25 protein-coding genes and 1 tRNA gene are annotated in these 24796 nt (G+C 65.7%); 21 read left to right on the forward strand and 5 right to left on the reverse strand.

Annotated features, from left to right (window positions below):
• Positions 1-118 precede the first annotated feature (118 nt).
• Entirely contained in the window at positions 119-1141 is a 1023-nt protein-coding gene (locus B9C43_RS16400; RefSeq protein WP_084427304.1) for a hypothetical protein, read from the reverse strand.
• Between the two features lie 388 nt (positions 1142-1529).
• On the opposite strand from B9C43_RS16400, the gene B9C43_RS16405 reads away from it, so the two are divergent.
• The 3 genes from B9C43_RS16405 (at position 1530) to B9C43_RS56685 (ending at position 4087) form a co-directional block, all read left to right on the forward strand.
• Complete coding sequence (locus B9C43_RS16405; RefSeq protein WP_143446355.1) at positions 1530-3269, forward strand: hypothetical protein; 1740 nt, start codon at positions 1530-1532, stop codon at positions 3267-3269.
• Positions 3270-3370: 101 nt separating this feature from the next.
• Entirely contained in the window at positions 3371-3640 is a 270-nt protein-coding gene (locus tag B9C43_RS16410) for a YiaA/YiaB family inner membrane protein (RefSeq protein ID WP_084427306.1), read from the forward strand.
• A gap of 12 nt (positions 3641-3652) precedes the next feature.
• Positions 3653-4087 carry a hypothetical protein gene (locus B9C43_RS56685; protein ID WP_084427308.1) on the forward strand — a complete coding sequence of 145 codons (435 nt, stop codon included), beginning with the start codon at positions 3653-3655 and terminating at the stop codon, positions 4085-4087.
• A gap of 95 nt (positions 4088-4182) precedes the next feature.
• Here the strand turns inward: B9C43_RS56685 and B9C43_RS16420 are convergent.
• A tRNA-Gly gene (locus B9C43_RS16420) sits at positions 4183-4255 on the reverse strand.
• A gap of 262 nt (positions 4256-4517) precedes the next feature.
• Between B9C43_RS16420 and B9C43_RS16425 the strand changes: the two genes are divergently transcribed.
• From B9C43_RS16425 to B9C43_RS55595, 5 genes are all read left to right on the forward strand, one after another.
• Positions 4518-5975, forward strand: a complete 1458-nt coding sequence (locus B9C43_RS16425; RefSeq protein ID WP_084427310.1) for a sigma-70 family RNA polymerase sigma factor — start codon at positions 4518-4520, stop codon at positions 5973-5975.
• 117 nt (positions 5976-6092) lie between these two features.
• The gene (locus B9C43_RS16430; protein WP_033381246.1) at positions 6093-6533 is read left to right on the forward strand and encodes a hypothetical protein; all 441 of its coding nucleotides are present in this window, start codon (positions 6093-6095) and stop codon (positions 6531-6533) included.
• 31 nt (positions 6534-6564) lie between these two features.
• Positions 6565-7428 carry an Fpg/Nei family DNA glycosylase gene (locus tag B9C43_RS16435; RefSeq protein ID WP_033381245.1) on the forward strand — a complete coding sequence of 288 codons (864 nt, stop codon included), beginning with the start codon at positions 6565-6567 and terminating at the stop codon, positions 7426-7428.
• Positions 7429-7792: 364 nt separating this feature from the next.
• Positions 7793-9313 carry a hypothetical protein gene (locus B9C43_RS16440; RefSeq protein ID WP_143446357.1) on the forward strand — a complete coding sequence of 507 codons (1521 nt, stop codon included), beginning with the start codon at positions 7793-7795 and terminating at the stop codon, positions 9311-9313.
• 41 nt (positions 9314-9354) lie between these two features.
• Complete coding sequence (locus B9C43_RS55595) at positions 9355-9624, forward strand: hypothetical protein (RefSeq protein ID WP_143446358.1); 270 nt, start codon at positions 9355-9357, stop codon at positions 9622-9624.
• Between the two features lie 12 nt (positions 9625-9636).
• Here B9C43_RS55595 and B9C43_RS16445 read toward each other — a convergent pair whose 3' ends face one another.
• The 3 genes from B9C43_RS16445 to B9C43_RS16455 are packed head-to-tail and all read right to left on the reverse strand — an operon-like array spanning position 9637 to position 12366.
• Positions 9637-10230, reverse strand: coding sequence for a LutC/YkgG family protein (locus tag B9C43_RS16445; RefSeq protein WP_084427314.1), 594 nt, complete (start codon positions 10228-10230; stop codon positions 9637-9639).
• Entirely contained in the window at positions 10223-11650 is a 1428-nt protein-coding gene (locus tag B9C43_RS16450) for a LutB/LldF family L-lactate oxidation iron-sulfur protein (protein ID WP_084427316.1), read from the reverse strand. Before B9C43_RS16450 ends, B9C43_RS16445 begins: the two co-directional genes overlap by 8 nt.
• Positions 11632-12366, reverse strand: a complete 735-nt coding sequence (locus B9C43_RS16455; RefSeq protein WP_235038644.1) for a (Fe-S)-binding protein — start codon at positions 12364-12366, stop codon at positions 11632-11634. Before B9C43_RS16455 ends, B9C43_RS16450 begins: the two co-directional genes overlap by 19 nt.
• Positions 12367-12457: 91 nt before the next feature.
• Here B9C43_RS16455 and B9C43_RS16460 point away from each other — a divergent pair, with 91 nt between their 5' ends.
• The 13 genes from B9C43_RS16460 (at position 12458) to B9C43_RS16520 (ending at position 24762) form a co-directional block, all read left to right on the forward strand.
• Complete coding sequence (locus B9C43_RS16460; RefSeq protein ID WP_051795558.1) at positions 12458-13744, forward strand: histidine kinase; 1287 nt, start codon at positions 12458-12460, stop codon at positions 13742-13744.
• A gap of 10 nt (positions 13745-13754) precedes the next feature.
• Complete coding sequence (locus B9C43_RS16465) at positions 13755-14630, forward strand: S49 family peptidase (protein WP_033381241.1); 876 nt, start codon at positions 13755-13757, stop codon at positions 14628-14630.
• 79 nt (positions 14631-14709) lie between these two features.
• Complete coding sequence (locus tag B9C43_RS16470; protein ID WP_033381240.1) at positions 14710-15564, forward strand: LytR/AlgR family response regulator transcription factor; 855 nt, start codon at positions 14710-14712, stop codon at positions 15562-15564.
• A 268-nt stretch (positions 15565-15832) separates the two neighbouring features.
• Positions 15833-16264, forward strand: coding sequence for a hypothetical protein (locus tag B9C43_RS16475; RefSeq protein WP_235038645.1), 432 nt, complete (start codon positions 15833-15835; stop codon positions 16262-16264).
• A 79-nt stretch (positions 16265-16343) separates the two neighbouring features.
• Positions 16344-18089 (forward strand): sodium/solute symporter, encoded by a 1746-nt coding sequence (locus B9C43_RS16480; protein ID WP_084428239.1) that lies wholly within the window; start codon positions 16344-16346, stop codon positions 18087-18089.
• Between the two features lie 313 nt (positions 18090-18402).
• Positions 18403-18723, forward strand: coding sequence for a DUF485 domain-containing protein (locus B9C43_RS16485; RefSeq protein ID WP_033381238.1), 321 nt, complete (start codon positions 18403-18405; stop codon positions 18721-18723).
• Positions 18720-20318: a solute symporter family protein gene (locus tag B9C43_RS16490; RefSeq protein ID WP_084427322.1), complete on the forward strand. Its 1599-nt coding sequence runs from the start codon at positions 18720-18722 to the stop codon at positions 20316-20318. The genes B9C43_RS16485 and B9C43_RS16490 overlap by 4 nt, the downstream gene beginning before the upstream one ends.
• Before the next feature lie 42 nt (positions 20319-20360).
• A complete protein-coding gene (locus B9C43_RS16495) occupies positions 20361-20687 on the forward strand; it encodes a rhodanese-like domain-containing protein (protein WP_084427324.1) in 327 nt (108 codons plus the stop codon).
• Between the two features lie 2 nt (positions 20688-20689).
• Entirely contained in the window at positions 20690-21622 is a 933-nt protein-coding gene (locus tag B9C43_RS16500) for a DUF4328 domain-containing protein (RefSeq protein ID WP_084427326.1), read from the forward strand.
• 35 nt (positions 21623-21657) lie between these two features.
• Entirely contained in the window at positions 21658-22161 is a 504-nt protein-coding gene (locus B9C43_RS16505) for a SigE family RNA polymerase sigma factor (protein WP_033381223.1), read from the forward strand.
• A complete protein-coding gene (locus tag B9C43_RS16510) occupies positions 22161-23075 on the forward strand; it encodes a hypothetical protein (protein ID WP_084427328.1) in 915 nt (304 codons plus the stop codon). Before B9C43_RS16505 ends, B9C43_RS16510 begins: the two co-directional genes overlap by 1 nt.
• Before the next feature lie 59 nt (positions 23076-23134).
• Positions 23135-24106 carry a sensor histidine kinase gene (locus B9C43_RS16515; protein ID WP_084427330.1) on the forward strand — a complete coding sequence of 324 codons (972 nt, stop codon included), beginning with the start codon at positions 23135-23137 and terminating at the stop codon, positions 24104-24106.
• Positions 24106-24762: a response regulator gene (locus B9C43_RS16520; protein WP_143446359.1), complete on the forward strand. Its 657-nt coding sequence runs from the start codon at positions 24106-24108 to the stop codon at positions 24760-24762. The genes B9C43_RS16515 and B9C43_RS16520 overlap by 1 nt, the downstream gene beginning before the upstream one ends.
• The last annotated feature ends 34 nt before the right edge of the window (positions 24763-24796 follow it).

Here is a 24796-nt window from a genome sequence, read left to right on the forward strand (position 1 = left end):
CAGAATCGTTCAACGGGTCTCATTGTTGCGCATGCTCTCTTCCCGCCCGACGTCGCTGTCGTCCGGTGGAGACACGCTGGATACCACTGTGTTATCAGTGCCTTGTTATCAGTGCTGGTTATTTCGGTTTGATGGACATGGTGGTCATGTCGACCATGCGCTTCATCGAGCTGACCAGCTGCCGTTCGTTGTTCGGCCCGACCTGCAGCACGACCAGCCGCACCGCGCCGCGTTCGATCGGGTACACCGCTTCGTAGATCGCCGCGCCGTCGTTGAGGATCTTGGTCAGCGTCACCTTGGGCGGCAGGCCTTCCATCGAAGCCGGGACCATGCTCGCCCGCTTGCCCCGCTCCAGCGCGCCGGACACGATCCGGGCCCCGCCGGTGTCGGTCTGGGTCTGGAACGCGAAGAGCTGGTAGCTCAGGTTGCCGATCACGATGTTGCGGAAGTAGATCTTCTGCAGATCGGTCGCACTGAGGTAGGCGGCCTCGTCCGGCCGGATGATGTTGTTGGTCTGCGCCTGGTCCACCGTGAGCACACCCGAGGTGGACAGCGGCGAGTCCGTGGGGTTGGGAATCTTGTCGATGGACAGCTCACTGCTCGTCGCGGCCGGCGGTGGCACGGCGATCTGCGGGCTGTCGTTGGTGCCACGGAACGCGAACCACCACGTCCCGGCGGCGACCAACGCGAGAACCACGACGGCGATGACGAACTTCGGCACCCGCGACTTCTTCGTCGGGCCCGTGGGTGGTGTGCCGAAGACCTCGGAACCGATCATCGGGGCAGACATCGGCGGCGGGCCCTGCCCTTGCGGCGGCTGCATGGCGGCCGGTGGCTGCTGTGGGTGTTGCTGCTGTTGTGCCGGACCGGCGGGCCTTGCCGTGGTCCACGCGACCGGAGGGACCTGCTGGGTCACGTCCGCGGTTTTGCTCGTGTCCGGTTTGGTGTCGCCGTTGAACGCGTTGGCGATCGACGGTTTGGCGACCGACGGTGACTTCTGCCGTTGCACGCGCCGCAGGCTGACCGCGCCACTCGATGCCGCCGCGAGCAGTTCATCACGCCTTTTGCGGTATTCCTCGGCGCGAATCTGGCCCGCGGACAGCTGCTCGTCCAAGCTTTGCAGCTCGTCCTGCCAACCCATGTGACAGCCCCTTCATCCCGGTAGAGCGGATGCCAAGTCCGATTCTCGCTCCCAGCCGCCAGCCGTGGGGGCAAAGCCGGGACGGATGTACATATCGGCAAGGTCAGCACCCTGCCGGGAAGGACGGTGGTGGATCCTCTCCAGTCGCCGTGCGGTTCACCGTGATAGGCGAATCTTGCCACTGTTGTACAACGGACAGTGCAGGGCGGTCGCCCGAATGGGCTTATCGAGATGTCAACGGTCGGACTTACGCGCCAAGTGGACTGGACATTTTGCATTCGCACAGGGTCGCGATGGTCGGTCGAGCGGGGGCCGTCAAGTATTGTCGCGCTGGGTGTTCGCTGCTCAACGGCGCGGCCCGCACAGTCCGGTTGTTCCAGGGGGACAGTTGATCACAGAAACGGCCGTCCCTCGGCTCGCTGCGCCGCAAAGACCTGCGCGGCAAGGCGTGTCGCGGGCCACTCGGTGGCGAGAACCCGCCTTGGTCGGGATCACCGGGCTGCTCGTGACGCTGGGTTTCTACTGGCGGATCGTGATCGACCTGCGGTCCACTGTGCTGTTCGACCTCGGCGACCCGTTGCTGCAGGCGTGGGAACTGGCCTGGCAGCGGCACTTCCTGTTCAACGGCGGGGATTTCTGGACCGGCAACATCTTCGGCGGCACGGAGAACAACTTCGCGTTCACCGACTCACTGCTGGGCTATCTGCCGTTCAGCCTGATCGGCGGCAGCGGTCCGGCGGACGCGATCCTGCGCTACAACCTGGCCTTCATCTTCGCGGCCACATTGGCGTTCGTCGGCGGATACATGCTGGTACGCCAACTCGGCGGCACCTGGCACGCGGCGGCGCTCGGTGCGGTGGTCTTCGCGTGGGCGCCATGGCGGCTGGCCCACGTCCACCACCTCAACCTCCTTTCGACAGGCGGAATCGCGCTGGCGTTGTTCGCGCTGGCGCGCGGCCACGGTTTCTCGCTGCGGCACGGCTTCCGGCCGGAACTGGCCAGGCCTGGCTGGGCCGTGGCCGGATGGCTGATCGCGGCGTGGCAGGTCACCATCGGCTTCGCCACCGGGCTGCCGTTCATCTACGTCCTCGGCGTGATCGGCGTAGCGCTTCTCGTGGTGATGCTGCGCAAGCGCAAGCAGATCAGCCGACGCCTCTGGATCGCTGACGGCGTTGGCGCCGCGGCGTTCCTGACGGTCACGCTGCTGATGACGTTGCCGTACTTGCGTGTCGTCGAGCTGTACCAGTTCAAGCGGACGTTGGGCGAGCTGCAGACGTATTCCCCGCCACCGCAAGGACTCATCACCACATCGCACTTCTCGTGGCTGTGGAGCGACACCGGGTTCACCGCGTGGACGTGGGACATGGAACCGGCGCCGTGGGAGAAGTGGATCTTCCCCGGGCTGGTGCTGCTCGTGTTCGCGGCGATCGGACTTGCATCCAGTGCATGGCCGCGCAAGGTCCGGCTGGTTCTCGCCAGCGGTGTGGTGGTCAGTGCGATCCTCGCGCTGGGCACGAGCTTCTTCCACGGCACCTTCACCTACCTGCTGCTGTGGAAGTTCCTGCCGGGCTGGGACGCCTTGCGGACACCGGGCCGGTTGATCCTCTGGACGACGCTGTTCCTGTTGCTGCTCGCGGCCGGTGCGGTGACCAAGATGGCGCAGTCGTTGGCACGTAAGCACAAGCAGCGCTTCGTCGCGCTGATCATGATCTTGCCCGCCGTCGGCGCGTTGGCCGAGGCCGTGCCGGTCTTCCCCTACGCGCATCCGCCTGCCATGCCCGAGGGCCTGCAGCAGGAGTTCGAGGGCCCTGGGCCGATCGTCGTCCTGCCGATGGACCTGACTGGCGACTCGATCCCGATGCTGTGGTCCACCAAGGACTTCCCGATCCTGGCCAACGGCAACACCGGCAACTACCCGAAGAACTGGACCGAGCTGACCGCGGCGACCAAGGCCTTCCCGAGCAGCCGCAGCGTCGAAGCGCTGGAGAAGCACAACGTCCGCAAGGTCATCGTGGTCAAGTCGCTGGTGCAGAAGACGCCGTACGCCCGGTCGCTGATCCGGCCGGTCGACGGACTGCCGCTGACCAAGACCGAGACGCGCGACATCGTGGTCTTCACGCTGCGTTGATTGCCTGTGGGCAGCTGATTTCTAACGACAGCATCTCGAATGCGGGGTGCTGAGTAGATGTACTCAAGACAGCACGGCCCTACTCGGCGGACCCTTCGGCTATGCCAAGGAACACACCAGCATTCTTCGCGCAGGCCGTCGCTTCGTTCGCCATCGCGCTCGTCGCGGTGACCGTCGGGATCCTCATGCTGCCAGTCGATCCCTGGGTTCGCGGGTTTCTGAGTTTAGGCCTGCTCTACACCGTCACGTCGGCGTTCACCCTGGCCAAGTGCATCAGGGACAAGCAGGAGGACAGCTCGGTGAGCAAACGGGTCGACCAGGCCAGACTCGACAAGCTGATCACCGAGCACGACCCGTTCAAGACGACCTAGCAGATCAGCGTCGTGCACCGGGTCGTCGTCGTGGTCGGCGGCTTCGGTGGCGTGGTGGTCGTCGTGGTGGTGGTCTTCGTCACTTCTTTGGTCGTGGTGACGGTCTTCGGCGGCGTCGTGGTGGTCTTCGAACTCGACTCGGATGCGGACGATGAGCCGGACGACGAGGAAGAGGAACTCGATTCGGAGCTCACGGAGGTCTCTTCGGAAACCTGTGTCGCGCTCGCAGTGGGCGGCGCGGACGAGGTCGTCCCGTTCGTGGCCACGTGTTCCAGCCGCACAGGCACTGGTTTGTCTGTGCGGCCACTCGTGACACCGACGGCGAACAAGGCCGCGGCGGCAGCTCCTAGGAACGCCCCCACGGCCATCCGTAACGGCGCGCCTCTTCTATCGAGCACGCGTTACACCTATCGGGTTAACCCGATCGGGTCAAGCGAAGTGGACTAATTGACCAAGACCGGACGCGCCGGCTGCCCGGCCCGGATACGACAAACGGCCTGGTCCTGGGGACTCAGGCCGTAATCGGGATGTTTTGTACGTTGAGCGGATGACGGGACTCGAACCCGCGACCCTCACCTTGGCAAGGTGATGCGCTACCAGCTGCGCTACATCCGCTTGGCTCTCTGAGGAGCTGACGACAGCTTACCTGATGCGCTCCACGCGATTTTCGGAGGGATGACCTCCCCCGTGCGGGTGTAGTTCATTCGCAGCACACATGAGCGATTCAGTGCGCCGATCGGCCCAGCTGATCAGGTTATCTGGCTCACATCCATGGTCGGATGTCACCAAGAGTCTTCACACTACCCACACTCGGCGACGCCCGGATGTGGCATGTTGTTCAACGTTCGCGTGTATCCGGAGGGAGGTACCTAGCCGGATGACCGCAACGGGCAACCCTGCCCTCGATGCTGGCGAGGAATCGTTCCACGATCGCGATTTGCTCGCCGCTCTGCGCGCCGGGGAAGACGCCGCCTTCGGCGAGCTGTTCTCCCGGCATGCGGATGCCGTGAGGCGGTTGGCGCGGAGTCTCGCGGCCGATCGCGCGGACGCCGAGGACCTCACTGCGGAAGCGTTCTTCCGGGTGCTGCAAGCGATTCGTCGCGGCGCGGGCCCTGTCGACAACGTCCGTTCCTACCTGCTGATCGTCACCCGGCGAGTGGCGTGGGAGTGGAGCGAGCGGCGCCGGGACGTGCCGGTGTCCGACGAGGTGCTGTCGCACCGTGCGGGTGAGAACCCGGACACGTCCGGCCAGGCGCACGAACGCAACCTGATCACGCGGGCGTTCACCAGCCTGCCCGAGCGCTGGCGCAGCGTGCTGTGGAAGGTCGAGGTCGAAGGCGAGCGGCCGGCGGTGGTCGCGGACAACTTCGGCCTGAGCCCCAACGCCACCGCCGCGCTCGCCCGCCGGGCCCGCCGTGGCCTGCGTGCCGCGTACCTCCAGGCGCATCTGTCCACACACCACGGATCGACCGGCTGCCGGTCGGTACTGGAGAAGCTCGGCGCCTACACCGCCGGGACGATCAAGGGCGCCGAGCGGCGCCGCGTGCGTGCCCATTTGGTCAGCTGTTCGTCGTGTCAGTCGACACACGACGAGCTGCAGGACGTCTGCGCGGGCCTGCGGTCCTACGCGGGCATGATGGCCGCCCCGATAGCGCTCGGCGGGCTGGTGGCGCACAAGACCGGGTTCTGGGCCACGCTCAAGGGCCTCGTCGCGTCCACGGGCGCCAAGCTGACCTTGGCGGGCTCGTCGGTCCTTGCGGCCGGTGTGCTCGGCATGAACGTGGTTCCTGGCGCGGACAGCACGATCCTCGCCGCGCTGGACTTCACCGGGCAGGGGCCGTCCGAGCTGGTGATCACCGAGTCCCCGTTGCCGGAGATGGGTGTGGCGACCGGGGCGCTGTCGTCCTCGCTCGGGTCGACGCAAGGACGTGGCCAGTCACCCGCGGCGGCGGATCGGCTGCCGGACTCCAGGCGTACGCAAGCAGTCCCGATCGGGAACCAACAGCAACAGCAGGCCCCCGAGACTGTCGTCCACCACGAGACCGAGATGGTGTTGCGCCCGGACGGTTCGACCGGTGAACCGCGGGACATCGGCAGCGAGTCGGAGACCGGGGGCTCCAGCGTGATGATCGGCCCGCCGGAGACCTGCCCGCCACCGCCACCGGAGACCACGGACAAGACGATCGCCTCCGAGACGGAGACGACGACCAAGCCGACTTCGCAGACCACCAAACCGAGTACGAGCAGCACGAAGCCGACCGTGCAGACCACGTCGCCACCCAGTGACTCGCCGGAACCGGCGACGCTGGAGACCACTGACAAGCCGACGCGCTGAGTGACGATCGACTTTCACCCGCTGGGCCTAGTCGCGACACGGTACCGTTGAACCCGTGCGCGACCGCAGAATGTGGATCGGCGCCTATACAGACGTGTCGAGCAGGAGGCGACGAGCATGACGCGCCTGGTACGTGGTGCAGATGGCCGCATGTGGACCGTGCGTGGCGAGCTGGAGTGGGGTCGTAGGCCCGCGACGGCCGAAGACTTCGAGCACGACGTCAGCGGTGGGCACGGCCCCGGCATCGTGATGATGTTCCTCGTGATCATCCTCGGCCTGGTCTGGGTGTTCCGGATGCCGGAGGACGTCGTCGTGCCCGCGTGGGTCGTGCTGGCGCTGCTGATGATCTTCCTGTTCTTCCCGGCCCGCTGGGCGCTGCGCCGCCCGTGGAAGCTGGTCGCCGAAACCGGCGACGGCACGCCGGAGGCGCCTGTCGAGAAGTGGGTCGGCACCGTGCGCGGGATGTTCACGGTCCGCTCCGAGGTCGCCAAGGTGGCCAGGGACATCCAGCGCGACACGATGCCCAGCTTCGACGGCCCATTGCATCCGGTGGAGTGACACAGCCGCGCCGCCGGGTGAGACTGTCGGTGTGCCAGAACTACCTGAGGTCGAGGCGCTCGCACATCACCTGCGTGAGTTCGCGGTAGGCCGCACCGTCCACCGGGTCGACGTGGCCTCATTGCAGGTCCTCAAGACGGCGACCCCGCCATGGACCGAGCTGCACGGCCGTACCGTCACCGGCGCGGGCCGCTATGGCAAGTACCTCGACATGGACTGCGACGGACTGCATCTCGTCGTCCACCTAGCCCGCGCAGGCTGGCTGCGCTGGGCGGACACCCTGAGCGCGGCCCCACCCAAACCAGGCAAGGGCCCGCTGGCCCTCCGCGTGCACCTCGGCCCACCCGGTGAAGGACCAGGCTTCGACCTGACCGAGGCAGGCACGAAAAAGGGCCTCGCGGTGTGGATCGTGACCGACGTCCAGCAGATCCCACAGATCCAGACACTCGGCCCGGACGCGCTGTCCCTGTCCCTCGACGACCTGACCCACTTGCTGTCCGGCCGCACCGAACGCCTCAAGAACGCGATCACCGACCAACGCCTGCTGTCCGGCATCGGCAACGCCTACTCAGACGAGATCCTGCACACCGCCAAACTGTCGCCCTATGCGACCGCAGGCAAGCTGTCCGAAGGCTCACTGGCCCGCCTGCACGAGGCCATGCAGTCGGTCCTGAAGGACGCGGTGGACCGCTCCGTCGGCCAGTCCGCAGCCCGCCTCAAGGGCGAGAAACGCTCCGGCCTACGCGTGCACGCCCGCACCGGCCTGCCGTGCCCGGTCTGCGGCGACACGATCCGCGAGGTCTCGTTCGCCGACAAGTCCTTCCAGTACTGCCCAACCTGCCAGACCAACGGCAAACCACTGGCCGACCGCCGGATGTCCAAACTCCTCAAGTGATCTTCACCCGTTCAGTCCAGTGCTAGATAACGACACAACTGGCTGTAATGACGCCTGGCAGGAGCGGCTGCTCCCCGCTGAACAGTCACTTTGACATGCCAAAACCCTATTTTTACGGGTTCTCGGCATGAACTGACCGTGAGTACCGTGACATTGGAAACTATTGCCGGTAACACGTCTGGCACTTCACCCGACCGTAGATACAGAAATGACCAGGCGGCCGGAGGAGATGAGTCCATTGCGCGGAGCAGGCAGACCTCGATTCCCATACGCCGTCTTGTTGGTGTCCTGTGTTGCCACAATGGTTGTTCTTGCAGCTGTCTCGAATGTACACGGCTGGAGCTGGCCTGTTGCTGGTGCCTTTATGGCCTCGGCTGGGGCGACACCCGTGCTCCTTCTCATTCATTTTCATCGAGCATTCATAGTCGCGGTCAAATCGCGTCACCCCGCCATTGACGACGGCTACGGCCCGCTGCCGGGCGATCTTCTGCGCAGCGCCGGTCGCACGGCGAGTTGTCGGACACCTACTCAAGTGTTCATATTTCGGGAATCCATTGCGAAACCGACGAGGTTCTGTGCACGACTGGTGGAGGAGATTCGGCCGATCAAGCGAGCTCTTCGCGAAAATGTGGAGCGGACGATCGCAATACCGGTGGCAGTCGAGAGCGAGGAAAAGAGCTTCTTCGTTCCGGTCATGATCGTGCGGAAGGGAGAGCTGCAGGACGACCTCAAGGTCACGCTCGGCAACGGCGCTCCCGCGCACCTGCTGAACTATTCTGAGTACCTCATTCTTGTGGCTCACGCGCTGCACTTTTCGTTCATCTCCGCAGTGATCGACGAATCGGTGGCGCCACTCGTGCAAGCGATCGAAGAGGATGCGGTCGAGCTGATCGCGCAACGAGGGAAGGAACTCAAGGATCCGCAGGACTGTCTCGACCGGATCAAAGCACTCGCCGAGCACGCTGACGAACCGCGTCACCTGTGGGCTGTCGCCGAGTTGGTCAAAGCACTCGCGCGCCATTACCCGATCGTGGCCGTGGTGCCGCGACCCGAAAATTCGCAGACGCGGGCGATCATCAAGTACGAGCGGCTGGTCATTCCGCAGCTGAAGGCTGTCCCGTATGGGCAGAACAAGCTGAGATACTTGCGCGACCAGGTCGGTCGTGCGGTCGGTACCAAGCCGATCGAACTCGATCTGACGCTGAACAACGCATCCTTTGCGCAGAGCTACCACATCCTCGTGTTCGGTCCTGAGGGAACCTACCTGGGATTTCAAGATGTTCCAGAGGTGCGAGAAACCATCGGCGAGAGCGCATACTTCAGATTCAGAAGACGACTGGGTCAGGCTTATGCGCATGGTTACTTCCGTTCGGTCCCGCCCGACGCGGGTGCGAACTTGCGGCTGACTGCCCGTTTCTTCGAGATACCGCCAGGCACCATTGCAAAAGCCAGCGTTGCCGCGTTCGCCAACCTGTTGCTCATGTTTTCGGCGGCCGTACTTCTTGGTGCCGACCAGGTCGCTGTCGCCAATGCGTTTCCCGTCCTGGTCTTGACGATCCCAGCGGCGATTTCCGCGTGGATCGGTCTTGATTCGGCTGGCCAGCAACTGCTGGACGGAACGCTGAGCTCTCGATTGTCATCGATGTTCACCGTCGGTGCCTCGCTCGCGTCGAGCGTCTTGTATATGGCACAGGTATCGGGGATGTGGCAGTTCCGGCAGGACGCGGTCAACTTGTTCGGTGTCCGGGACACCGCGTGGCAGATCTTGGTGTTCGGTTCGTTCATGAACTGCCTGTGGACCACGTATCTGTGGATCGGCAGGTCGGTGAGCTACTACGTCCTCGCCGACCGGCAGGTGGAGACCCCGCAGGCGGTGTCCAATTGACGAGCGGTTGAGTTTACAGAAAATCTAGTGGGGAGTACATTATGGCAGTGATATCTCCGTGGCGCGCCAGAAAACGCGATGCCGGTGCAGCGCGTGAAGGGCATTCTGCCCATTCCCGCTGGGCGACGCCTTCGTCGGAAGCGGTGGCTGGCGGCCAATTTGTCGACGATGTCGACATGGATCTCGCGGACGACTTGGTGAGCTTCCGGCACGTGGCCGAAGCTGTGGGTGATGAACCTTCTGACTGGTCAAGTGAAAACGCGATCAAAGACGCGACTCGGCGATATCGCACACTCAGCCAAAACGAATAGAAGGCAAGCCGGTCAGGACACGAACAGGACTTCGAGGGTGCGAGGGCCGTGGACGCCTTCGACCCGGTCCAGCTCGATGTCGCTGGTCGCGGACGGCCCGCTGACGAAAGTCAACGGGCGTGTGGGTTCGAGGCGCGCCAAGGCCTCGGGCACGGTGCCCGCGACCTGGTCCGCGCGCACGACAACGAGGTGGTAGTCGGGGAGCAAGGTGAGCGCGCGGCGGCCTTGGGCGACGCCGCCGTCAAGCACGATTGTCCCTGTTTCGGCGATTCCGACCGCGCAGCCGGTCAGGACTCCGTCACACGAGTCCAAGTCCGCGTTGGACAGCGGTTCGTGCAACCAAGTCACCTCGGGCACGAGCCACGACGCGGGCACGTCCGACGGCACCGCGATGCGCTTGCCCGCCAATGCTGAGCGGATCATTGGCAGGGGGTCTTCGACGCGGTGCACGATCGCCTGGTAGTCGGCCACTCGCTCGGCGAAAAGGTCGGGCACCGAAGGAAAAGAGCGCGTCCGCTGATACTCGCGGGGGACCTGGACCGCCGGGCGTTGTGAACCCAGTGCGGCCCGGATCCGGCCGAGGACCACGTCCCGGGAGTCAGCCACGGGTCCGCTTCCACCAGGCACTGAACGACTCCTTCGCGGGTGCGGGCAGGTCTCTGCTGTCTGTCCACTTCGAACCGGAGAACGGCAGTTTGCGGATCTTCCCGCCGCGGGCCAGCAACCGTCCCGCGGTGGCAAGGCGTTGGGCCACATGGAATCGGCGTGGTCCGGCCATCACCCAGGCCATCGCGGCCATCCCGATCGCTTCTGGGCTGAAAGACGACTTCGCCGCGACGGCCTCCGAGCGCAGGTGTACCAAAACCGAGGGGATGTCGATCCGGACTGGGCAGACCTCGAAGCACGCGCCGCACAGTGAGGACGCGTAAGGCAGCGACGCCGCGTGCTTGTCGTGCATGTCGCCGCCGAGCTGCGGAGCGAGGATCGCGCCGATCGGGCCGGGGTAGACCGAGCCGTACGCCTGGCCACCGGTCCGCTCGTACACCGGGCAGACGTTCAAGCACGCCGAACACCGGATGCACCGCAAGGCCTGACGGCCCACTGTGGACGCCAGGGTGTCGGTCCGGCCGTTGTCCACGAGGACCAGGTGGAAGTTCTGCGGACCGTCGCCGGGCGTCACGCCTGACCAGATCGAGGTGTACGGGTTCATCCGCTCCGCGGTCGACGACCGGGGCAGCAACTGCAGGAAGACCTCCAGGTCCTGCCATGTCGGCACGAGCTTTTCGATCCCCATCACGCTGATCAGGGTGTCCGGCAGCGTCAGGCACATCCGCCCGTTGCCCTCGGACTCCACGATCACCACCGAACCCGTCTCGGCCACTCCGAAGTTCGCGCCGGACACCGCGACCTTGGCGGACAAGAACTTCCGGCGCAGGAACGCCCGTGCCGCGGCGGCCAGCTCGACCGGTTCGTCGGTCAGGTCGGCGGTGTCGGGCATCGTCGCCTTGAAGATGTCCCGGATCTCCGTGCGGTTCTTGTGGATCGCGGGCACCAGGATGTGCGACGGCCGGTCGTTGCCCAGTTGCACGATCAGCTCGGCCAGGTCCGTCTCGATCGGCGTGATCCCGTCGGCCTCCAGCGCCTCGTTCAGACCGATCTCCATGGTGGCCATGGACTTGATCTTCACGACCTCGTCCGCGCCTGCTTCGCGCGCCAGCCGCACCACGATCTCGTTGGCCTCGGCCGCGTCCGCGGCCCAGTGCACGACTCCGCCGCGAGCCTTGACCGACTCCTCGAACTGCAGCAGATACGTGTCCAAATGAGCGAGCACGTCGTCCTTGATCGCCTCACCGGACAGCCGCAGCTGCTCCCAGTCCGGCAGCTCCGCGACCACGCCCGCACGCTTGTTCCTGATCAAACCCGTGGCGTGCTTGAGGTTCCTACGCAACTGGTCATCAGCCAACGCCGTGCGAGCGGCCGTGGGGAACGCGGGGCTGCCCAGCCACGTCACCGGGTTGCGGCCCATGGCTCCTCCTCCGTGCTCGCCAGGATCTCCGCCAAATGCACCGGATACACACCGGCCTGCAGCCGGGACAGCCCGCCGCCGATGTGCATCAGGCACGAGTTGTCGCCTGCCGAAACCACCTCGGCGCCCGTGTCCAGCACACACGACATCTTGTCCGCGAGCATCGCTGACGACACGTCGGCGTTCTTCAGCGCGAACGTCCCACCGAACCCGCAACACGACTCGGCCGCAGGCAGTTCGATCAGGTCAAGACCTTTGACCGCGCGCAACAGGCGCAGCGGCTTGTCGCCGACACCGAGCATCCGCAGTGAGTGGCACGTCGGGTGGTACGTCACCCGATGCGGGAAATATGCGCCGACATCCTCGACACCGAGCACGTCGATCAGGAACTCGGACAGCTCGTAGGTCGGTGCGGGTTGCACATTCAGGTCTGGGTAGACGTGCCGGACCATGCCCGCGCAAGACCCGGACGGCACGACGACCGCGTCATAGCCCGCGAACACCGTTGCGACGTTGCGTGCCAGTGGAGCGGCCTTGGCGCGGTAGCCGGTGTTGAAATGCATCTGCCCGCAGCACGTCTGGGCCTCGGGAAACTCCACTGAACAGCCGAGACGCTCCAGCAGCCGGACCACCGCACGCGCGGTGTCCGGGAAGAACGTGTCGGTCAGACAGGTCGCGAACAGGGCGACTCGTCTGGTTGCTTGCTCGGTCGGCACACCGCACACCCTGCCTGAAGGATTCATCGGATGTCTACTAATCTCGGACCCAGAGCTTGCCTGTGCCTACCGAGTGCCAGAGCATTGACAAGTGGTCCAGTTCCTGACCGAGCGAGTCGTCCTCGGCGTCATCGCGACGCTGGCGGTGCTCGGCCTCTTCGTCTTCCTGTGCCGGACCCGACGGGTGAGCACGTCGGTCGATGAGGCGCAGCTGGACGCGATTCAGCGGCTGTCCAAAGCCGCCCCCGAGCTTCGTGGCGGGCTGACCGAGGCCTCCGCCGACCAGACCGCCAAGCACCTGGTCGAGCTGCTCAAATGCGTCGCGGTCGGGCTGAGCGACGCCAACGGTTCCCTGCTTTCGTGGGATGGCCAGGCCAATCACCACTACCGGGACCTGGCCGACCACATCGTCACGGCGGTCTCCCGCGGCCAGCGTGAGCACGTACAGCACGAGAGCCTGCCGTGCAGTCGGCGCGGCAGTTGCCCGATGCGCACGGCGGTCATCGTGCCGCTGATCGTCGAAGGCACGGTCGAAGGCGCGCTGATCGTCGTCGGCGGGATGAACTCCGGGCGGCTGATGCGGATGGCCGACGAGGTGGCCAAGTTCGTCTGCATCCAGCTCGAGCTGGCCAAACTCGACGAGGCCAAGCAGCAGCTGGCGCAGGCGGAGGCACGAGCGCTGCGGGCGCAGATCTCGCCGCACTTCGTCTACAACGCGCTGAACACGATCTCCTCGCTGATCCGCACCGACCCGGAGCAGGCCCGCGACCTCGTACAGGACTTCGCGGACTTCACCAGGTACTCGTTCCGCGCATCGGGGTTCTTCACGACACTTTCGGAGGAACTTCGCAACATCGACCGGTACCTGACCATCGAGAGCGCGCGGTACGGCAACCGGCTCAACGTCCGGCTGAAGATCGCACCGGAAGTGCTGTCGGTGGTGGTGCCGTTCCTCGTGCTGCAACCGTTGGTGGAGAACGCGGTCCGGCACGGCATCGCCCGTAAACCCGGCGGCGGCACGGTCACCGTGATCGCACAGGACAACGGCGCCGAGGCGCTGATCAGCGTCGAGGACGACGGAGTCGGGATGGACGCCGACCGGCTGTTCGCCGATCTGCGTGACGCCCACAAGACCGGCTCGCACGTCGGCATCGGGAACATCAACCAGCGCATGCGTTCGGTCTTCGGCGACGAGTACGCGCTGATGGTGGAAACGGCACCGGGCGCGGGGATGAAGGTCATCCTGCGCGTGCCGAAGTCGTTCCCCGGTGTCCGGCCGGCGCTGCCGGACTACTCACACCCGGATTCGGACGACGACTACGCCCCGGTTCCCGGGCCTGGTTCGCCGTCCGGCAACGGTCACGCGCCGAGTCCGTAGAGTTTTCGTCATGAGCGTGACCGAGAAGCTGGTGTCCCGGTTGCCCGGGTTGGGCGACCGGATCGACCGTAAACCCGTTGTCGCCGTGATCAAACTGCACGGTGTGATCACGCCGACCCCGTCGCCACTCGGCCGTGGGTCGATCAACCTCAACTCGGTCGAATCCGCCTTGACCAGGGCGTTCGACCACGACCGGCTGGTCGCTGTCGCCTTGCAGATCAACTCGCCAGGCGGCGCGCCGACCCAGTCGGCGCTGGTGGCCGAGCGGATCAGGCAGCTCGCGGCGGCCAAGAAGAACGTGCCGGTGATCGCGTTCTGCGAGGACGTGGCCGCGTCCGGCGGGTACTGGCTGGCGTGCGCGGCCGACGAGATCTTCGCGCACCGGACCTCGCTGGTCGGTTCGATCGGCGTGATCAGTGCCGGGTTCGGTCTGCCCGGCCTGCTGGAACGAGTCGGTGTCGAGCGGCGGGTACACACCGCGGGCACCAACAAGATGCGGCTGGACCCGTTCCAGGACGAAAAGCCCGAGGACGTCGAATGGCTGCTCGGCCTGCAGGGCCAGTTGCACCAGCAGTTCGTCGACTGGGTCAGCGAGCGGCGCGGCGAGCGGTTGAGCAAGGACCACGACGACGTGTTCTCCGGCGAAGTGTGGACCGGTGCCGGAGCGGTCGAGCGTGGCCTGGTCGACGGGTTGGGCTCGTTGCGTGGCGTGATCTCGGAGCGGTACCCCGACGCTGACGTCACGATCGCCGAACCGCGACGGCCGTTGCTGGCCAGGCTCGGGGTTGGTGGCGGCGCCGGGGTTTCATCACTGAGCACCGGATTGCTTGGTGCCGCGATCGAAGCGATCGAGCAACGAGCTACCTGGTCGCGATTCGGTCTGTGATCCTGGTCCTGGACAAAACTTCACTCGGCAGGGTGGCGGTAGGGATGAACATGGACATCAGGGTGGTGCGATAGGCAAGATGCACCCCACCGTGACTAACGAGAGCGCAGCCGGACTCGTCGTGCTCTGCGTGGACGACGAGAAGGCCGGCATAGAGATGATCACCGAGCGGCTGGAGAACAACCGGCACGTTCGCAAGATTCTGACGGCCTTCGACGCCGCCGAGGCACTGCGCGTGCTCAGCGGCAACGACGACGAGCTGGTCACCCGCCGCAAGGCCGGGATGCCCGCGGTCGACGCGGTGTTCTGCGACCTGAACATGCCCGGCCTGACCGGCATCGAGATGGGCCGCGTGCTCTCCGAGTTCAACCCGGCGCCGTGCCTGGTGTTCGTCACCGGAGTGGGTGGCGACGAGGCGGTGGACGCCTTCGAACTCGGCGCGGTGGACTACCTGCTGAAGCCGCTGAACGACCAAGCTCGCGTGGACAAAGCGGTTGACCGGGTCATCGCGAAGCTGCGGCTGAACAACCTGCCCGCTCCCGGCGCCACTCCCGGTGGGGTCACGGTGCCGGAGAACAGGGACGACGAGGTGATCCCGGTCGAATTGGCGGGAACCACGAAGCTGGTCGCCCGCAATTCGGTGCGGTGGGTTGAAGCTCAGGGTGACTACGCCCGGCTCTACACGTCGGACGGGTCGCACCTGGTTCGAATTCCGTTGGCGCAGTTGGAAGAGCGCTGGGGGAAGGTCGGGTTCGTGCGGATCCACCGGTCTTATCTGGTGCCGTTGAACCTGATCACCGAGCTACGGATGGGAGCTTCCGGGTACACGGTCGTGATTGGCTCCGAGGAGAAGGAGCTTCCGGTGAGCCGCAGGCACACCAGGGAGTTGAAGGACAAGCTGGTTCGGTCTCCGCGCGCGGGTTTCGGTAGCTGACGATGGCTGCGATGGTCAAGGCGCGCCTTTGCTCTTCGCTGAGGCGCGCTGACGTCGAGGACAGCGGCCGCGCGGCACCGCTTGGCTTCCATAGCGCGATTTTGTTTGGGGTGGCGCCGCAAATAAGCTTGTCGGCGGGGCAGGGCCGCAGGCCTGCCCGCTTTCCCTGTCCTTTGCGGCGCAGGGGCCCCAAACAAAATCGCGCCCTGACCTTCGAATTGTGCCGCGCTCTTGTCTTCGGTCAATCTTGCGCAGCTGGGGGGCTGGCGTGAGCAGGCACTCGGCTGGCACCGGACCCGGCAGATCCCCGAAGGATCCCCAAGAAAACGGCGCAGCAGGCCCGCCACCTCGCCGCAAACGAGTGGTCCTCGCGGACTCCCGTGCGCCGGTCACGGTTCTCCGCACGGTCGTCGAGCTCGAAGAGCAAACGAGCTACGGCGAAGAACTCGTCCGCGGCTTCATCCGCATCCAATTCCGTACAGCCGTCCGGCTTGCGTTGCTCGCGGTCGTCCTGCTGTGCAGTCTGCCGGTGTTGTTCTACTTCGTACCTGCGATTTCCGATGTCACGGTGGCCGGGGTGCGGTTGCCGTGGCTGTTGTTGGGGGTCGCCCCCTTCCCTGTCCTCTTCGGTATCGGATACTGGTACAACGTGCTGGCCGAACGGCACGAACGCGACTTCGTCGACATGGTCGAGAAGTAGCCCGAAGGGTTGGCAAGTGGGTGGCACGGCCGTTGAGCTGAACCTGTGGGCCGTGTCCGGCATCGCTCTGGTCGCGGTGATGACCTTCTATGTCGGTTTCCGGAGCTCACGGGCCGCCAGCACGACTCAGGACTTCCTCGTCGCCCGGCGCACGGTCCGCTCCCGCCGCAATGCCGCCGCGGTTTCCGGCGAGTACCTTTCCGCCGCGTCCTTCCTTGGCGTCGCCGGTTTGATCCTCAAGGACGGGGTCGACGCGCTTTGGTACCCGATCGGGTTCACTGCCGGTTATTTGGCGTTGATGTTGTTCGTCGCCGCACCACTCAGGCGATCGGGTGCGTACACGCTGCCGGACTTCGTCGAGGCGCGGCTCGGGTCGGCCGGACTGCGCAAGCTGGCGACGTTCTTCGTGATCTTCATTGGGATTCTTTATCTGCTGCCGCAGTTGCAGGCCGCCGGTCTCGTCATGTCGCGCATCATGCCTGTGCCGCAGTGGGTCGGCATGGTCCTCGTTGTTGTCGTTGTCGTGGTGAACGTGTTCGGCGGCGGCATGCGGGCCATCACCGTCGTCCAGGCTTTCCAGTACTGGCTCAAGCTTTTCGCCATCGCCGCGCCGGCTTTCATCCTCTGCGCGATCTTCATCGGGCGGGGTGGTGCCGGGACGACCGAGACCCCGTTGACCGCGCCGACGCCGCCGACGTTCACCGAGATGACCACCGTTCGGGTGGAGACTCCGGTTCGCTTGCAGGTCAAGGAACCGGTGTGGCTGTGGGCCGACGGTGTGGTGAACGGCGCGCCCGCGTCCGGCGAAGCGTTCTGGCGGCCGGAAGTCGGCGAGGTGACCGTCGACGCGGGCACGACCTTGCGGTTCAACGCGGGCACCGCCGTTCCGGTTGTCGCTGGGGCGCCTGCGGACAACGCGAGCTGGATGACGCCGTCGTCCGGTGGTGCCGGTGATCTGTTCACCACGTATTCGCTGATCTTCGCGACATTCCTTGGCACGATGGGGCTTCCGCACGTCCTCGTGCGCTTCTACACCAACCCGGACGGCAAGGCCGCGCGTCGGACGACCTTGCACGTGATGTTGTTGCTCGCGTTGTTCTACATGTTCCCGCTGCTGATGGGGGCGTTGTCGCGGATCTACGTGCCGGAGTTGCTGGTCACCGGGCGGACCGACGCCGCTGTCACCGCGTTGCCCGCGAAGATCATTCCGGGGATCCCAGGGGAGATTCTGGGCGCGGTGACCGCTGCCGGTGCGTTCGCGGCGTTCCTGTCGACGTCGTCCGGGCTCGTGGTGAGCGTGTCCGGTGTGCTGTCCACGGACGTGCTGCGTGGGCGGGTCCGTGACTTCAGGTGGGCCGCGCTGATCGCCGGGATCGTGCCGCTGGGGCTGGCGTTGGTGTTGCGGCCCAACGATGTCTCGCTGAGCATCGGTGTCACGTTCGCGCTCGCGGCCTCGACGTTCTGCCCTGTGCTGCTGCTCGGGATCTGGTGGCGCAAGCTGACATGGGTCGGTGCCGGTGCCGGGATGATCGTCGGTGGTGGGCTGGTGATCGGCGCGATCGTGTTGGACGTGGTCAGCCGGTACACCGGCGACTGGGCGCCGTCGTTCGTCAAACAGCCCGCGTTGATCACCGTGCCGATCGCGTTCTTCGTCGTGATCATGGTCAGCAAGGCGACGCACCGCCGCCAGCCGACCGACACCAGCCGGACGTTGCTGCGAATGCACGCCCCGGATCCGCTCGGCTTTATCCGTGACCGGGATGTGGCCCGTTTCGGTACCGCCGAGGAACGGGCCCGATTGGCTGACGGTCGTCACCGTCGGTGAACCCGGCGCAGCACTGGGTTGATGGAATTGTGTCCTTTCCGTGCCGAATACTTCTACTGACGGTTTAGCCGTCCCCCGATGTGGGTAAGCCATATTCCTTCTTTTGTGCGATAGCGATCATGAAAGGAGTGTGGCGGCACCTTGCCGGACGATAATGACCGTTCACCGCATCGCCGAACAGGCTGAGCGACAGCGCCCGATCGGCGTCTTACGGGAAGGTCAGCTTGTACCTAACGTCCGACCAGTGCCCGAACCATCAGTGGCATAGCGGGAGGGTCAAGTGAGCGCAGGAGAGCGAACAGGGACCGAAGAGCTGCCGCCGGACGCGGCGAAGTGGCGTGAAGTTCAAGATTCCGCGGATTTCGCGGAACTGCGGCGCCGCCTGCGCCGCTTCATTTTCCCGATGACCGGGCTTTTCCTGGTCTGGTACCTGGTGTACGTGCTGCTCGCCGACTACGCGCACGGCTTCATGTCAATGCGTCTGTTCGGCAACATCAACGTGGCGTTGGTGATGGGGATTCTGCAGTTCGTGTCGACCTTCGTGATCACCATGCTGTATGTGCGGTACGCCAACCGGCATCTCGATCCGCAGGCCGAGAAGATCCGTGAGGAGATCGAGGGAGCGGACAAGTGACGCTCGCCCAAGCCGTCGAGGGCTCAAGCCCGGCGCTGAACATTTCGATCTTCGCCGCGTTCGTGGTGATCACTTTGGTCGTGGTGTTCCGGGCGAGCAAGAACACCCGTACCGCGGCCGACTACTACGCCGCCGGCCGCGCGTTCACCGGGCCGCAGAACGGAATCGCCATTTCCGGCGACTACCTGTCGGCCGCGTCGTTCCTCGGTATCGCCGGCGCGATCGCGCTGAACGGATACGACGGATTCCTTTATTCGATTGGCTTCCTGGTCGCCTGGCTGGTGGCTTTGCTGCTGGTCGCCGAGCTTCTCCGGAATACCGGCAAATACACGATGGGCGACGTGCTGGCGTTCCGGATGCGCCAGCGCCCGGTTCGCGCCGCGGCTGCCGTGTCCACGCTGGCGGTGAGCTTCTTCTACCTGCTGGCGCAGATGGCCGGGGCCGGTGGCCTGGTGGCGTTGCTGCTCGGCATCAACAACCCGGTCGGCCAGGCAGCCGTGATCGCGGTCGTCGGCGTGATCATGATCGTGTACGTGCTGGTCGGCGGTATGAAGGGCACCACGTGGGTGCAGATCATCAAGGCCGCATTGCTGATCGTCGGCGCGGCGGGCATCACGGTGTGGGTGCTGGCCAGGTTCGGCTTCAACCTGTCGGCCATGCTCGGCGGTGCCGTGGACAAGGGCGGCGCGGCCGTCCTCGACCCGGGCAAGCAGTACGGCAAGACCGGCCTGACGCAGCTCGACTTCGTCTCGCTCGCCCTTGCCCTGGTGCTCGGAACGGCAGGCCTGCCGCACATCCTGATGCGGTTCTACACCGTGCCGACAGCGAAAGAGGCCCGTCGGTCCGTGGTGTGGGCGATCTGGCTGATCGGCATCTTCTACCTGTTCACCCTGGTCCTCGGCTACGGCGCGGGCGCGCTGGTCGGGCCGGAGGCGATCAACGCGGCGCCCGGCAAGGCCAACTCGGCCGCGCCGCTGCTCGCCCAAGTACTGGGCGGACCGGTGCTGCTCGGGTTCATCGCGGCCGTGGCGTTCGCGACGATCCTGGCGGTGGTCGCCGGGTTGACGATCACGGCGTCGGCGTCGTTCGCGCACGACGTGTACGCCAACGTGATCAAGAAAGGCGAGGTGGACGACAAGGACCAGGAGGTCCGTGTCGCCCGGATCACCGCTCTGGTGATCGGTGCCGTGGCGATCGTCGGCGGCATCGTGGCCAACGGCCAGAACATCGCGTTCCTCGTCGCGCTGGCGTTCGCGGTCGCCGCGTCCGCCAACCTGCCGACGATCCTGTACTCGCTGTTCTGGAAGCGGTTCAACACCTCGGGCGCGCTGTGGAGCATCTACGGCGGCCTGGCCGTGTGCATCCTGCTGATCGTGTTCTCGCCAGCCGTGTCCGGCAACTCCTCGGCGATGTTCCCGGACGCCGACTTCGACCTGTTCCCGCTGGCCAACCCCGGAATCGTGTCCATCCCGGTCTCGTTCTTCCTCGGCTGGCTGGGCACGGTGCTGTCCAAGGAACGCAACGACGCCAAGTACGCCGAGATGGAGGTCCGAGCCCTCACCGGCGTGGGTGCCGAAAAGGCCACCCAGCATTAACGGCGGGCCCACGCCGATCGTGGCAGCATTCGGGGCGTGACTATGCCCAACGTGCCGTCCGTGACGGTGCAAGACGTGCCGGCCGACGTGACCCTGCTCGACGTGCGTGAGCAGGACGAATGGGACGCCGGTCACGCCCCGGAAGCGCTGCACATCCCGATGGGTGAGCTGGTCGAGCGGCTCGGTGACCTGCCGGGCGACAAGGATGTGTACGTGATCTGCCGCAGCGGCGGCCGGTCCGCGCGCGTCACCGCGTACCTGAACGGCAACGGGTGGGACGCCACCAACATCGACGGCGGGATGCAGTCGTGGCAGGCCGCGGGCAAGAAGATGGTCAGCGAGTCGCAGGCCGAACCGCAGGTCATCTGAGCGTGCACCCGTACTACCAGGGCCGACCGCCCGCGCCGCAGCCAGTCCGCTGGGTGGCGACCGCGCCACCCGGGGCATACCAGCGCGGCCCGGGCGGCTACCGGCAGCGGAGGCGCCCGTACACGGGGCCGCCCGCGTATCCCACGCCACCGAGATGGGGATTTCCCAGCCTGGCGTGGCGTTGGCCGACGTCGGTGCCTGGTGCGCGCCCGGAGACGCCTGCCGCGGTCGACCGTGTCCGGTCCATCGCCAAGCACGCGGTCGCGATGCTGTGGCTGCTCACCGGCTTGGCCGTGATCGCGGCTGCTGCCGAGTTCTGGCGGTACGTGTTGTTGCTGCAAAGCCGCTTCGGCGCGCTGAGCAGCGGCGTCGTGTCCGTTTCGGACACGTTCGTCTACACAGGAGCGATACTGGCGCTGGCCGTCGGCGCGATCTCGGTCGGACTGACGATCTGGTGGTTGTACGTGGCCAGGCTGGCCGCGACCGAGGTGTCGGGCTACCAACCGGCCCGTACGGACAAGCAGTTCTTCTGGGGAATGCTGATCCCCGGCATCAACCTCGCGGTCGCCGGTTCGGTGTTCGCCGAGCTCGAGCACGCCGCTCAACGCGGCGAGGCGAAGGACCGCCCGAAGCCGGGCAAGCTGGTCAAGTGGTGGTGGGGCACCTGGATCGCCAACGGCCTGCTGATGGCGATCACGATTGCCTGGCGATTCCGTGACAGCGTCCAAGCCCACGCCGACGGCGTCTGGCTGGCCGCGCTCACGGACCTGTTGGGTGCCGCGTTGGCCGTACTCACGATCCTGCTGATCCGTCGGCTCGTGAAGCTGCTCGCACCCATCGACACGGCGACGCTGCGGCCGATGCGCGTGGTCAAGGTGAGCGACGCCCCGGCGCCCCCGCTACGGGCAACCCGTGCCTTCGGCTCGTCACGGTGATGCAACCCGCCGTTTTGCATTGGCGTTAGGTACCCGTGGCACGATTCGACAAGGAGTTCGCTGAGTATTTCTCGGCGCGCTTCGATTACGCCAGGCGCACCGCCTACGCGTTGTGCGCCGACTGGGTCGAGGCCGAGGAACTCGCGCAGCACGGCTTCGTGCGGCTGTATTCGCACTGGCCACGGGTGGTCCACTCCAACCCGGACGCGTACTTGCGAACCGTGCTGACCCGGTTGTTCCTGGATACCCGGCGCCGTGGCCGCAAGCGTGAGCAGCTGGTCGCGGATCTCCCGGAACAGCTCACTGTCGACAACTACCACGCGGCTGAGTACCGGCCAAGTCTCATTGCCGCATTGCAGAAGGTGCCGCCGAAACAACGGGCGGTACTCGTGCTGCGGATTGTCCAGGACCTCTCGATCGAGCAGGTGGCCGAGGCGCTGCGCTGCTCGACGGGCACGGTCAAAAGCCAGACCGCTCGCGGCCTGAAAACGCTGCGTGAGGCGTACGAGCAGGTCACGGCAGCTTCGAGGTGTGCATGATGTGGGACGAACAGCAGCTGCGCGAGGCGCTGCGAGAGGAGATCAACGGGCCCGCGCCCACAGCGAGAACCGAGTTGTCGGACATCGTGCCGCGTGGCCTGCGGCGGCGACGGTTCCGCCAAGCAGGGTCGATCGCGGCCGCGGTGGCAGTCGTCGCCGGTGTCGGCGCGGTGGCGATGACCTTCGGCGGCAAAAGCGCACACGTGAACGAACCCGCCCAGACCAGTGAGATACCGACTGTGCTGCACCAGCCCGCGGGCTGGAGCCGGGCGGACATGCCTGCCGAGTCACCCATCTCGACCTGGACGCCCAAGGCGGACGCGCCGCCGCTGCCCGATGTGCCGAAGACCGGGTTGCCGCGCTGCAGCCCGACCACGATGCCCGGTGATCCGGATCCCGTGCCGATGGCGATGCCTGACGCCATGCGGGGCCGGCTGATGGACACGTTGCGGTCGGTGGCCGCGCCCGCCCGGATCGGCGAGCTCAGGATCAGGTCCAACGCCGCCAACAGTCCTGAGTACCTGGTGGACATCACCGATGATCAAGGGACGGGCAGCATCCGGGTCTGGCCGGAGCAATCCCCGGTCGAGCCGCTGATCACGGCCAACGCGGAGGCGTTCAACGAGAACAACTGCCTGCCGCCGAAGCGGATCGTCACACCGGATGGTTCGATCGCGCAGATCTACCCGATCCGGCCGATCTACGACGAGCGGACACACGCGTACGCAGACGTGACGCAGGCGTTGTCGGTCTACCTGCCCGACCACTCGACCTACCGGATCCACGTACAGAGCTGGGGCGACAAGGACGTCTCAACAGACACCGGCGTGAAGATCAAGGTAGGGCCGGGGCGTAAAACCCTGCCGTTGACCGAGTACCAGTTGTCCGAGATCGGCGAAGCGTTGATCGAATGAGGCCGGTCTAGTCCTCACGACCGAGGCGTCCCTCATTCGTCGGCGACATACTGGCGAGCGTGCGCCTGGCTCTGACGTTTGCTGTCGTGGTGGCGACCGTTGTGCCGGTCGCGCTTACGGCTGGCTGGGAAGCGATCGTGCTCGCCGTGCTGGCGTCCGTGCCGGTCTACTGGGTCTTCCGGAAACCGTTGCTGGTTGGGCTGATCGTCGGCCTCACGACGACTGTGCTTGCCGCGTTCTTCGTGGCGCCGTTGATTCCAGCTGGTCCGTTGGTCGCGATCTACGTGATCGCCGCGTCGAGCTCACCGTTCTGGCGGCTGGTCTGTGTCGTGGTCGCGGCGGTTGGCGTGACCGTTTCGCTGGTCATTCCGGGCGACGACGACCTGAACACATTCCGCTACTTGGCCGTGGCCTACGTTGCCGCATATGCGCTGGGTACGAACACTCGAGCCCGGCGCGCGCAGGCCGCGGAGGCAGCGGCGCGGGAACGGACCCGGATCGCGCGCGAGATGCACGACGTCATCACGCACTCTGTCGGCATGATGGTGGTACAGGCCGAAGCCGGACCGCTGGTCGTCAGGTCCGATCCGGACAAGGCGGTCGGGGCCTTCGAGGCGATCGCGTCGACCGGCAGGGGCGCGGTGGCACAGCTCCGCGAGGTCGTGCACGCGTTGCGGTCGCCTGGCGTGGCTGAAGTGCCGGACCTGATAACCGGGATCGCGTCGCTCGAAGTGGTCGGCGAGCCGCGGCCGGTATCGTCCGAAGTAGACATAACGGCGTACCGGATCGTGCAGGAGTCGCTGACCAACGCCATGCGGCACGCCTCGGCATCCCGAGTCATGGTCCGGTTGCGTTGGCAGGAACGGACATTGGGGGTTGAAGTGGTCGACGACGGCCGTGGCTCAACCGGAAAGCCAGGCTTCGGGTTGCTGGGCATGCGGGAGCGCGTCGCGGCGTGCGGCGGAACGCTCAGAACCGGGCCAGGACCAGGCGGAGTGGGCTTCGCCGTGCACGCGACACTGCCGATCTGATGCTGCGCGTCCTCGTGGTCGACGACCAGGACCTGTTCCGCGGCGGCTTCACCATGATCCTCAACGCGCAAGAGGACATGGAGGTCGTTGGCGAAGCCGCGGACGGTGCCGAGGCGATCGTGCTCGCCAGTGAACTCAAGCCGGACATCGTGCTGATGGACATCCGGATGCCTTCGGTGGACGGAGTCGCGGCCACTGCCAAGATCTGCGCCAAGACCGATGCCAGAGTCATCGTCCTGACCATGTTCGACGTGGACGAGTACGTGTACGCGGCGCTGGCTGCGGGCGCGAGTGGGTTCCTGCTCAAGGACATCCGCCGCGATGAGCTGGTCAACGCGATTCGCGTGGTCGCCGCCGGTGACGCTTTGCTGGCACCGAGCGTGACCCGGCGTCTCATCGCTGACCTCGCCCAACGCGGTCACGCGGTTCCCGCCTTGAGCAAGCGGCTCGAAGAGCTGACCGATCGTGAGCGGGACACCTTGCACCAGCTGGCCCGCGGCCTGTCCAATGTGGAGATCGCGACCGCGTTGCACGTCAGCGAGCACACGGTGAAGACACACGTCAGCAACCTGTTGAGCAAGCTCGGCCTGCGGGACCGGGCGCAAGCGGTCGTGTTCGCCTACGAGTCCGGTCTGGTCATCGCGGGCCACGGCTGATTCATTCTCGTCGGCGATCCGTTTTCGCGTGCGT

The organism is Kibdelosporangium aridum (genome assembly GCF_900176515.1).
Classification (GTDB): domain Bacteria; phylum Actinomycetota; class Actinomycetes; order Mycobacteriales; family Pseudonocardiaceae; genus Kibdelosporangium; species Kibdelosporangium aridum.